Annotated in this window: 8 protein-coding genes and 1 pseudogene; 4 read left to right on the forward strand and 5 right to left on the reverse strand. The window is 43.0% G+C overall.

All coding sequences use genetic code 11. From position 1 onward, the window contains the following. Window positions 1-46: 46 nt before the first annotated feature. A complete protein-coding gene (locus tag FHS45_RS13080; protein WP_062442627.1) occupies window positions 47-1,396 on the reverse strand; it encodes a YjiH family protein in 1,350 nt (449 codons plus the stop codon). A gap of 151 nt (window positions 1,397-1,547) precedes the next feature. Here FHS45_RS13080 and FHS45_RS13085 point away from each other — a divergent pair. Beyond that, window positions 1,548-1,766: pseudogene (locus tag FHS45_RS13085) on the forward strand (DUF1722 domain-containing protein); the annotation flags it as partial. A 4-nt stretch (window positions 1,767-1,770) separates the two neighbouring features. Here FHS45_RS13085 and FHS45_RS13090 read toward each other — a convergent pair. Both FHS45_RS13090 and FHS45_RS13095 read right to left on the reverse strand, forming a co-directional pair. After that, entirely contained in the window at window positions 1,771-2,640 is an 870-nt protein-coding gene (locus FHS45_RS13090) for a fructosamine kinase family protein (RefSeq protein WP_062442623.1), read from the reverse strand. Window positions 2,641-2,678: 38 nt separating this feature from the next. Continuing rightward, window positions 2,679-3,428: a helix-turn-helix transcriptional regulator gene (locus FHS45_RS13095; protein WP_062442620.1), complete on the reverse strand. Its 750-nt coding sequence runs from the start codon at window positions 3,426-3,428 to the stop codon at window positions 2,679-2,681. A 187-nt stretch (window positions 3,429-3,615) separates the two neighbouring features. On the opposite strand from FHS45_RS13095, the gene FHS45_RS13100 reads away from it, so the two are divergent. Further along, on the forward strand, window positions 3,616-5,910 hold the full coding sequence (locus tag FHS45_RS13100) for a glycoside hydrolase family 65 protein (RefSeq protein ID WP_062442618.1): 2,295 nt from the start codon (window positions 3,616-3,618) through the stop codon (window positions 5,908-5,910). Between the two features lie 69 nt (window positions 5,911-5,979). Here the strand turns inward: FHS45_RS13100 and FHS45_RS13105 are convergent, their stop codons facing one another. Together FHS45_RS13105 and FHS45_RS13110 are read right to left on the reverse strand one after the other, a co-directional pair. Beyond that, a complete protein-coding gene (locus FHS45_RS13105; RefSeq protein WP_062447582.1) occupies window positions 5,980-6,876 on the reverse strand; it encodes a GNAT family N-acetyltransferase in 897 nt (298 codons plus the stop codon). Window positions 6,877-6,964: 88 nt separating this feature from the next. Next, entirely contained in the window at window positions 6,965-9,067 is a 2,103-nt protein-coding gene (locus FHS45_RS13110) for a choice-of-anchor J domain-containing protein (RefSeq protein ID WP_229717956.1), read from the reverse strand. A 306-nt stretch (window positions 9,068-9,373) separates the two neighbouring features. Here FHS45_RS13110 and FHS45_RS13115 point away from each other — a divergent pair, with 306 nt between their 5' ends. Then, window positions 9,374-11,035: an ABC1 kinase family protein gene (locus FHS45_RS13115; protein WP_062442613.1), complete on the forward strand. Its 1,662-nt coding sequence runs from the start codon at window positions 9,374-9,376 to the stop codon at window positions 11,033-11,035. Beyond that, window positions 11,035-11,340 carry a phasin family protein gene (locus tag FHS45_RS13120; RefSeq protein ID WP_062442610.1) on the forward strand — a complete coding sequence of 102 codons (306 nt, stop codon included), beginning with the start codon at window positions 11,035-11,037 and terminating at the stop codon, window positions 11,338-11,340. The genes FHS45_RS13115 and FHS45_RS13120 overlap by 1 nt, the downstream gene beginning before the upstream one ends. Window positions 11,341-11,441 lie beyond the last annotated feature (101 nt).

The raw sequence follows: 11,441 nt of genomic DNA on the forward strand, positions 1-11,441 counted from the left end.
CCCGGAGCCTCCAGATATTGGAGAGCTCCGGGGTGTATTTTAGTAATCAAAAGATTAGATGAGCGGCAAGAACGATAATCGGTAGTGTAATCAGGGTACGAAGGAGGAAGATGATGAATAAGTCCTTCATATTCACTGGTATTTTGGAACCGAGCAACAAACCACCGACCTCAGACATATAAATCAACTGGGTGACAGATAATGTAGCGATGATGAAACGGGTCATTTCACTTTCAATGGAGGCACCGATGATTGCAGGCAGGAACATGTCAGCAAAACCGACGAGAATCGTTTCGGATGCTTCTGCTGCATATGGCACCTGCATCAATTCCAACAATGGAATGAACGGGTAGCCTAGCCATGTGAAAACTGGAGTGAATTCCGCAATAACAAGTGCGATCGTACCAAGAGCCATGACAATCGGTGCTACACCCATCCACATATCGAGGATGTTCTGGGCCCCTTGTTTGAAGAATTTCTTGACACTGGTTTCCTTGCTCCCGCGTTCCACTGCCTGCTGGTAGGCATAGCTGAACATGTTATGTTCTGCTGGAATTTCCTCTTCGATATCTTCTGCTTCTTCGGTTACATACGTCCGAGGTTTACGGGATAGCGGCGGAATCCTTGGCATGATCAGGGCGGCTACAAACCCGGAAAAGGCCACTGTCAAATAAAACGGGACGAACATATGGGATAAACCGACTTCACTGATAACGACTAAACTGAACGTGATGGAAACGACAGAGAAGGTTGTCCCAATCACTGCTGCTTCACGCTTGGAATAATAACCTTCTTCATATTGCTTGCTTGTCAAAAGCACTCCGATTGTACCATCGCCGAGCCAGGAGGCAATGGAATCAATGGATGAACGTCCTGGCAGTGTGAAAAGGGGGCGCATGACTTTGGTCAATAACACACCGACAAGCTCTAATAGTCCATAGTTAAGTAATAATGGCAGGAATAAACCGGCAAACAGAAATACAGCAAACAGGACATGAAGCAGGGAATCCAGCAGCAGCCCGCCTGTATTTTCTGAGATGATCGCCTCCGGTCCGATTTGATAATAAACCATGATGGCAAAAACCATTCCCAGAATCCTTGTGATCAGCCAAACAGGAGACACATAGAATAAGGATTGGAAAAAAGGGAATTGCTCGAGTAATGATGGACCTGTCAGTCTGATGACAATAGAACCGATTGCAGTGATAGAAATAATGATCATCATAATGAAGGAAAGCTGATCTGCAAGGGCGGTTTCCACCAACCCGGATAAGATAGCAATCGGAATAGTGACAATCTCTTCTCTTTTATCATAAAAAGGTACCATAAACAGGATGATACCGATTAAGGATGGAATAATAAATTTCAAGTGATCGACAGCGCGATAGTTTTTCATGATTGTACACTCCTATAAGATTATTCATAAAAATACAGCACGATTTATTTTAATACAAAACATATGAATTGCCAATAGAAAAATTTAGAAGCGATAAAACGAGCATCATAGTTTCTGAGGAGGATATGTAAAAAATGCGTTACTTTCCTACCCCAAAAGTCGTAGTGAGCATGATGAGAAACGCTACTTCCTGGACGAATTGCGTCAGTACGAGGAAGAAAAAGTGCCGCTTAGCACGGTGCTGGCTATCTTGAAGGCCTGGACAATCCGGTTTGATCAAAAATATCTGAAGCGGCAGACGTATTTCGAACCATACCCGCTTGAACTGGTAGAAATATCAGACTCAGGCAAGGGGAGGGCTTACTCGTAAGTCGTCAGCCAATGTAGTGCTGCAGGACACGATCTACGGATGGTCCATAACTTTCTCCAAATAAATTCAAGTGTACTATCAAGTAGAATAACTGATATAATTCTTTCTGATCAGCATAGCTGTCCGGCAGTGGATAAACTTCGTTATAAGCCTCATAAAATCCTTCAGGAAACCCGCCGAACAGTTCGGTGAAGGCCAGCTCAAATGACCGGTCTCCGTACAACACAGAAGGATCGATCAAATATGGCTGCCCGCCGGGACCTGCCATCCAATTTCCACCCCAAAGGTCCCCATGAAGGAGCGAGGCACCAGGTTGCTTTGGAAGCCATTCGTCCAGCTTAGTGATCAGTTGCTCTAACCTTTTTCTGCGTCCAGCGTGGAGAAGACCTTGACTGTCTGCTAATTTCATTTGTGGAAGTAGTCTTTTCTCACGATAATAACTTGGCCAGTCTTCATACCAGCCATTTGGCTGAGTAAGCGTCCCGACAAATGTGTCCCCATCCAATCCATAATAGTCATGTTGGGATTGGTGCATGGCTGCCAGTTGTCTCCCTAATCGTTTACCTGTATCATCTTTTCGAGTACCATGAATCCACTCCATTACCATCACCCCAGGTCCTCCATTTTCTGGAAGGTCATAGTGGTAGACGGTTGGGGCGGGGATGGTTTCGGTTCCGCGAATAAGCTCAAGTCCCTTTACTTCCATTTGAAAAAAGTGGCGAGGTACTTGCTGATTAGCTTTGATAAAATAGCTGTTTTCGGAGGTAGTCACTTGAAAAGCTTCGTTGATATCTCCTCCTGATATTTTCTTAAATGTGTTGATTTCCTGGTTGTCTCCCGCCTTAGCCAACGCGGCTTGTATTAATTCTCTCATATTATCCCTCCACCAAAACTCATACCCTGAATTGTTGTTCAGCACTCCTCTTGTATGGCTGTTGCCAACTCTTCGCGGTATTGCCTCGGGGTTTGCTTGACATACTTTTTAAACACAGAAGTATAGTAGCTTTGATTGCAAAACTGAAACAGCTTGGCGATATCTGAAATGGACGTAGAAGTATGAAGTAAGAAATACTTGGATTCATCGACTCTTTTTTCGTTGATGAATTGGACGATCGAAATGCCGACTTCTCTTTTAAACAGGTGGGACAAATAGCTTGGGCTTACATAACATTCACTTGAAATTTCCTCTAACGTTAAGTCGGATAATATATGTTCGTGAATATAAGCGATGGCTTTGTTGATAACCGGGCTGTAAAGGAGGTTGTCCGCCTGTTCGACGGTATGTATAAAATCTTCCAGCATTGTATGTTCGAGTTCATAGATATCCCGGGGATACCTGATGTCTTCTATTTTATTGAGATAAGCATCGTTCAAGCGGAAGGCTGTATCAGGATCGACTCCTCCTTTGATGACCGCTCTTGTAAAGAGGGTACACGAACTTATCACCGAATTTTTCCACGATCGCAAGTGTTGCTCAGACTGGATAATGCGTTTCGATTGGTTGATGTTTTTCAATAGCAGAATCGCCCGTTCTCTATCTTTGTTTGTGATAGCCTCTAACAATTGTTGTTCCATCAAGTAGGGTGGGTGGGCGTACTGGTTAGTATTAGCCGTGCGTATGCTCATAAACTGGTCAATCATCGTTTGCTTAATTGTCAACATCGTGATGCCCCCTAAGCATAATATATCTTGCTATATAATGATACCATCACCATTGTAAGCGATTTCAACATTTTTTTAAACCCGACCTTTGGCGGTGTTTGCTGGTTAAGCATAACGGGAACAATGATAGTTGTGAAAAGGTTGGACGGATAACTCCATTGGATTAATTAGTATGAGGAGTGAGAGAATGAGTTGGACAATTGAACGGCATTCTTTGAAAGAGTTAGATTTAAATAATGAGGAAAGCTTGTTTTTCCTTGGGAATGGCTATATCGGTGTTAGAGGGAACTTTGAAGAAGCATATGGCCGGGCAGTACCGACTGTACGCGGGACGTATCTGAACGCTTTTCATGATGTTATTGATATCCCTTATGGCGAAAAATTATTTGCCTTTCCTGATACGCAGCAAAAAATGCTGAATGTCATTGATAGTCAAACCATTCATATTTATTTAGGAAAGGAAAAGGAACATTTTTCGATTCAGGAAGGAGAGGTGCTGGAATACGCAAGGAAACTGCATCTTGATCAAGGAAAAACAGACCGGACGATCACTTGGAAATCACCACTGGGAAAAGAAGTGGAAATCCATTTTGAACGTGTAGTTTCTTTTGTACACAGAGAATTGTTTTTGATCCAGGTAACGATTATTCCGATGAACTTCAGTGATGTCATCACCATAGTTTCTACGGTGGATGGAGAGGTGGAAAACCATGTTGATCCAACGGACCCCCGTGTCGGTGCAGGACATGCCAAACTGCTGCATGTGCAGGAAGCAGATACTTTCGAAGGGAACACGTTTTTGAAAAGCAAAACGGAAAGATCGGAACTGGAAATGGCCTGCCTAAGTTATCACAAAGGCCTCGATGGAAAACTGGTGGATATTGAAAAAGAGGCAGATGACCAACGGCTCGTTTACACATACGAGGCGCAGGCAGACGAGGGGCAGTCCCTGGCGTTCAGTAAATGGAATATCTACGTCGATGATCTGCGGCACAATGGAGACCTACGTCAAAAAGCACTGCGTGTCAAAGGTCAACTGGATACAATGGATGCAGATCAGCTGAAGGAAGCCCAGGAAAAGTATCTGCACCAGTTCTGGAAGCATAGTGATGTGGAGGTGCAAGGGGACGATGCTTTGCAGGAGGGGATTCGCTTTAACCTGTACCATTTATTACAATCTGCCGGTCGTGATAAATTCAGCAACATATCAGCTAAAGGACTAAGTGGTGAAGGCTATGAAGGACACTATTTCTGGGACACGGAAATATATATGATCCCAGTCTTTTTGATGACCGCTCCAGAATTAGCCAAGCAGTTGCTGATCTACCGGCACTCGATCCTTGACCGTGCCCGGGAACGAGCGAAAGAAATGGGGCATGAAAAAGGGGCGTTGTTTCCTTGGCGAACAATCAATGGAGGGGAGTGCTCCAGTTATTTTCCGGCTGGAACAGCGCAGTACCATATCAGCGCTGATATTGCCTATAGCTATATCCAATATTACCATGTCACCGGGGATGACGATTTCCTGAAAGATTACGGGGCGGAGGTACTATTGGAGACGGCCCGACTATGGACGGATATGGGTCATTTCCGTGACGATGGAAGTTTCGCCATTGATAATGTTACAGGTCCTGACGAGTATACTTGTGTCGTTAACAATAATTATTATACAAACGCTATGGCAAAATATAATCTGGAATGGGCTTATCTAATCTATGAAAAAATGAAGGACTGGAAAGAGGACGAGTCCGATACGATATTTGCCCGTCTTGATTTCCAGGCCGGAGAAGCTGAACACTTCAAGCAGGCTGCAGAAGCCATGTACCTGCCATATGATGACAAGCTGCAAATCAATGCTCAGGATGACAGCTTTTTAAATAAGGCGGTCTGGGATTTTGAAAACACACCGAAAGAGTATTATCCGCTGTTATTGAACTATCATCCTCTGACATTATACCGCTACCAGGTTTGCAAACAGGCAGATACCGTACTGGCTCATTTTCTAGTGGAAGACTATAGCGATGACGATACAATCCGACAGACTTATGATTACTATGAAGCAATCACTACCCATGATTCCTCACTGTCTTCCTGCGTGTACAGTATGATGGCAGCTAAGCTTGGGAACATGGAAAAGGCCTATCACTATTTTAAAGAAACAGCCCGCCTGGATTTGGACAATACCCATGGGAATACAAAAGACGGTCTCCATATGGCCAATATGGGCGGCACCTGGATGGCGATTGTCTTTGGGTTTGCCGGATTGCGTATCAAAGAGGACGGCTTGCATTTGTCACCACAGCTTCCGGAACAATGGGATAGTTATGCCTTTCATCTGCATGATCACGGCAGTGCAATCAAAGTACAGGTTTCCCGGGAAGGTGTAGAATTGGAGGTTGTTGAAGGAGACGGCGTGGAGCTGTTTGTAATGGAAGAGAAAATAGAAATTGTACCAGGTCAAACTAGAAAGTTAGAGTTATAAGCGAGCAGGCCTGAACATGTAAAAAAAGCCGCAGCAACCTGGATTAGGTTAGCTGCGGCTTTTCGTTGTTTAATGGAAAGGGTTTTTCAGAACCGGTTCCTGGAACAATTTTTCGTAAGCGTAAATGGTTTGGGCTTCTTCAAAACCAAGCTCGCGATACAGGCTTTCGGCACCATCATTATTCGTTCGTACTGAAATCGTCACTTCTTCTAAATCAAGAGCCAGGAATGCGTATTGAAGGGCGTGATCGATGAGAACAGTGCCAATCCCTTGACTGCGCTCGCTCTGATCAACGTTGACGAAACAAATTTCCCCCTCAATTCCTGGAATGATCGTTTCAAAATAGAGATATCCCTTCAGCTCGCCGCCACTCTGGTAGCCCCATAATTTGTTCGATTCTTTCCGGGACAGGGTCATCATCTCGGAAGTAGTGTAATAGGCACCTTCCGGATGGAGTCGGCTGATTTCCGCTTCGTCCTGATCGGTCACTTCCACGATATTACGAGCTTCGTACTCTCCAGAGCGATAGTCGTCACGGTAGAGTACCATCGTTTTTTCAATGTTATACAGGTGGAAGCGATGTCGTTCACAAAAATCTATCAAATGCTTATTCGCTTTGAAGCTGGCTACTTTTACAGCTTTGAAATGGAGTTCCATCGTTAACGATGCTTTATCCCATAAACCTTCCATCACTTCAGCTTCCTGATCGATGGCGAATGGGCCAAGGAGCCGGCATAGCTTCTGTTCGAAAAACGGCAGGATGCCAAGGAAACCAATGATCTGCTCGTTTTCCCATGCCACGTAAGCTAATGGATCGGTGAATTGCGTCAAGGTCCAGATTTGTTCATAGATTTCGTTTTGGTCCGATGCTAGCCAGGCAACAAAATGCTTGTCCTGCTCGTTCATATGATAGAGCCATTCCGAAACCTTCTGTAAATCTCTCACTTCCAGTTCTTTTATATGCAAAGGTATTCGCCTGCCTTTTTTCTTTAAGCATGCCATAGAATAAAGAAAAAACCAACCAGAGAGTGGATACTCCAGTTGGCTTTTATTTTTATTTATTCTTTTTCTTATTATTTTCTTTTAAATTAACTTCATATTCAAAGTCTACCGAAGTTAAGCTGTCCTGTGGAGCAGCATAGTAAGTAGTCATATAATTCTTACCGTCTTTGAACAACTGGCGTAATTCAAGTGCGTCCTCTTCAGTAACATCGAATGGATCGACATGTAGTACACGGTAACCGCCATTCTTTTTCTCATTAATAAAAGTTACACCGTACTCTACATAGTTTTCTTCCAGTTCGTCCATGGATAGGAAGCCTTCAGTAGTAGAACCATCATAGTTCAAACCAATCTCAGGAATTCCAATGTTATCAATAAACCACCCACTGTCGTTGTAGCCCCAGTCTGTCATATATCGGAATGAAATGTGTACTTTCTCACCAGCATAGTCTGAAAGGTCAAAAGTTTCCTGTTGCCAGTCTTCATAATGTCCAGTGAACCCTGGTAGATTTTCTTTGATTTTCGGATATCCTTGTTCTACAATATCGGAGCGTGTATTTTCATTTGCAAGAGAAGTCCATTTTTCGCCATTATCAGTAGAAACTTGTACTGCTCCAAAATCCCATTGTTCTTCAATATCAATGTAATTATCGAATTGAAGTGTTGCTGTGTCAACGTTAGTCAAATCAGCTTCAAAAATTAAGTTATGGTCTGCTTCATCGCCTTTATTACCCCATAAGACTTGGTCACCAGACTCAAGTGGATCTTCGACAGATTCCCATTTACTTGCTAAGAAATCTACGCCTTCAAAAGAGATGTCGAGAATTTTACTATTGAAATTAAGTTCTTTAAAGTCTGTTCCCCACGCAGGTACGCCTTCTTTTTCATATGTGTCTGCTTTTTCAAAGTCTACAGTTTTACCACGTACACCATCTTCTACAGGCAGTTCACGTAAATCAATGTTTTCAAAACCGTAAATACCGTTTTTGGTTTTTGTTTCATCGATCGCTAGTGCTGTAGAGAAGTTTTGATAGACTTCTGTGAAAGTCTTATTTATACCGAATTCTTTCAAAGTATTGTTATAGCTTTCGATACTGTTATCTTCACTTTTTGCCAGTGTACGGATGAACTCTTGCCCGAATTGTTCATAACTGTAAAGTGTGAATAGCTGTACGAGACCATAATCTGCAATAGTTTCAGGGCCAGTTTCTGCACTGTAATGCTCGTCCCAGGCAGTCAAGGAGTTCTCTGGATGGTCAAGAAGAAAATTGATCGATCCAGCATCCATGCCATATCCGCCAAGATACTCAGAGAAAGTAGACATACCCTCATTTAGCCAGGTAGTCTCATCAGAGTCATTATCGTCATGAATCAAGTGCTGTAATTCATGGATAGTAGTTCCATAGAAAGTGCTCTCCAAGCGTTCTTCCCAGTTATTTGTATCAATGGTGATAATGTTACGGTCCATATACATTTCTAACGTGCTCCAGTAGAAACCGGCAACAAAGAATGGATAATCTGGATCGTTGAAGTTTTCATCTTGAATATTATCTACTAGCATAATGATTTTATCGCCATCACCATTATAATAACCTTCGGGAACATATCCTAAATCGTCTAATAATGAATTACTACCGTCATGGCTGTCTGGAGTTCCGAAGAACTCTGTATCGGTTGGATAGATATTGTTGTCAAACTCAGCCGCAAGCTTGTCCACTTGCTCTTGTGTCACAACATGAGGTTCCCGAGGGTCTCCTTCGGGAAAACCAAGATCATTAGCTACCCAAATTTCAACATGCTCACCTACGCTGCGAAGGGTAAATGGTTTGAATCCAAGGTTGCGATCCAAGAACTGTTTGGTTCCACCATCATAAGTGAAATTGCTATCAGATTCTTTAGAGGCAGAAGTCTCGGTTTCATTAAAATTGATCCCTTCTGCTTCTTCCTTAATCTTCTGCCTTGCTTCCTTTTGAAAATCTTCATCCTGCGACTGCTTTTCCAACAATCCGTCGATGTCGATGCGGTCGGTGTACCGCTCGGTGTTAAAATTGCTGTACTTGCTTTCTGCACTTACGTTTCCTGCTCCTGCAGCTGGCGCGAACAACGATAATGTTAACGCACTAGCTGACAGCAAGGCTGTAAATTTTTTATTCAATGTGATTCCTCCCCCTAAATTCATGGATTGTTTCCATATGTTTATAATTATCGGCAAAATTCGGAAAATTGTGAATGGTAAAATGGGAGGGATTTTATACCATAATTGGTTCTAAAGTAATGATATTGAGAGACGTAAGCACTATTGAATGCAATTTTAAAAGAAATATATGTAATTTAATTATTATTTTTGTCACCGAAAAAAACATTCCTTTCAGTAGCTAAATCCGTATGCCCAATTCTAAGATTGACAGATAAAAAATAGGGTACTAATAAGTAGAAAGAAAAAGCAGGGGGGTGAGAGGCCGTGCGGGATCGGATGAAATACATAGGCATTTACCGGGTATTCGTCATTGTCTGGATGTCAGCCAAGTTCATGCTGCAATTATTCTGGTTCCATAAGACAAACCGGATTTGGGATGAAGAGACAAAGCGTAATTGGGACAACCTGATGGCAAAACAGGCACATGAATATCGTGTCAAATCCATCCGCCTAGGTGGGCTGCTGATTAAATTTGGACAGTTTCTCAGTTCGCGAGCTGACTTGCTTCCCCAAGTATTTATAAAAGAACTGGAAGGGCTGGTCGATCGCGTCAAACCCGTGCCTTTTTCCTATTCCAAAAAGATAATAGAGGAGGAATGGGGAGGAGAGCTGGGCGAATTCCTCGAGTATATTGAGGAAGAACCGGTCGCATCGGCTTCCATTGGCGAGGTTTATAAAGCATCGTTAAAAGATGGTACTCCAGTTGCTATCAAAGTGCAACGGTATCGAGTCAAAGAGATTTTCCAGATGGACTTTAAAGCACTGAGGATTGTCTTCTGGATGCTCCGCCGGTTCTCAAGCTATGGAAAAAAAGCAGATTTACAGGCATTGTACCGTGAAATTGTCACGGTAATGAGCAATGAACTGGATTTTAAGAAAGAGCTTCAAAACGGCAATCACTTCAAAAAGCGGTTTAAGGATATGGAGAATGTTTATATCCCGGAATATTATAATGATCTTTCGACCCAACGCGTGCTGGTAATGGAGTGGATTGAAGGTGCCAGAGTTACCGACATCCCGTTCATTAAGGAAAATGGCATCAGTAGAGAACAGGTGGCAAGGACATTGTTTGATCTGTGCGTCGAACAGTTTTTATATACTGGGATGTTCCACTCGGATCCCCATTCTGGAAACCTGATGCTTAAAGCGGATGGCACAGTTGTCGTGATTGATTTTGGCATGGTAGGGGAAATAAAGAAGCGAGATGCCAGTTATCTTCGTATGATGATTCAAGGCTTCATCCTCGATGATTATGATCAGGTCATTGATGCATTATATAAGATGAATTTTCTATTAGGCAATGCTGATACAGAACGTGTGAAAAAGATGCTGCGGGAAACCGTTGATATGTATTTAGAAGGGGATTTTACAAAGCTTGATGCAACAATCATGAACGACATTATGGAGGATATCCAGCAATTCGTTAAAAACCAGCCGATCCAGCTGCCGGCGGATTATGCCTTTTTAGGCAGGGCAACCTCCATTATCATCGGGGTGCTGACGGCGGTTTATCCGCAAATAGACTTAATGGCATGGGGGAAACCGGTCATCAGGGAATGGATGAGTGGAGCGGATTCCAAGTATGGTTTTTATAAAGATATAGCAGCCGATACAGCCAGACCATTGTTATCTCTTCCAAGGGCTCTAGTAAGCTTCTTGGAGAGTGGCGATAGGGATCGGGAATGGTCTGCTGAAAAGCAGCAAAATCATATGTTCCACCAATTTTATTTATTTTACGCAAGCTTATCTTTTTTCACTATGATAGCCGGAGGAGTATTTGGTCTATACTGGTACCGATCTGCTGATCTGCTGCTGATGTGGATTGGATTTGGTGTCGGTTTGATGGGGGCAGCAGGGCTGCTGTCTTTTGGAAGGAAACATGTCAAAATGATGCAGGCTATCAATACTAACAGGAGGGGTCCATGATGAGTGATTTATTAAAAAAGGGATTTTATTTAGGGCTGGGAGCTGCTCTTAGTGGTAAAGAAAAAGCGGAAAAATTATTGGATGATCTTGTACAACGCGGGGATCTCAGTCCATCACAGGCACGTGAAATGTTCGATGAATTCATAGCAAAAGGGATGCAGAAAGATGCCGAATGGAGTGAACAGGGAAAAGCAAAAATGCAGCAGCGGGCGAAAGAAATGGGGTTTGTCACCCGCGAAGAGTATGAACTGCTGGAAGCACGCATTCAACGGCTGGAAAACCTCCATAAGAGTGATAATGAATAATAGAAGAAGAGGCTGTCCCAAAAGTCCTCTTTAAAATGAAAAAACCACGAAGAAATTGTTTTTCTTCGTGGTTTTTTCATTGTGAGCTTATTTCCTCCCCG

This window comes from Thalassobacillus devorans (genome assembly GCF_011761345.1).
Taxonomy (GTDB): Bacteria; Bacillota; Bacilli; order Bacillales; family Halobacillaceae; genus Thalassobacillus; species Thalassobacillus devorans.

What these genes read in the sequence shown, in the direction of transcription:
- FHS45_RS13120 (WP_062442610.1), top strand. Translation starts at nt 11,035, where the DNA reads ATGAGTGATTTATTAAAAAAGGGATTTTATTTAGGGCTGGGAGCTGCT.
- FHS45_RS13100 (WP_062442618.1), top strand. Translation starts at nt 3,616, where the DNA reads ATGAGTTGGACAATTGAACGGCATTCTTTGAAAGAGTTAGATTTAAAT.
- FHS45_RS13090 (WP_062442623.1), bottom strand. Translation starts at nt 2,640, where the DNA reads ATGAGAGAATTAATACAAGCCGCGTTGGCTAAGGCGGGAGACAACCAG.
- FHS45_RS13080 (WP_062442627.1), bottom strand. Translation starts at nt 1,396, where the DNA reads ATGAAAAACTATCGCGCTGTCGATCACTTGAAATTTATTATTCCATCC.
- FHS45_RS13095 (WP_062442620.1), bottom strand. Translation starts at nt 3,428, where the DNA reads ATGTTGACAATTAAGCAAACGATGATTGACCAGTTTATGAGCATACGC.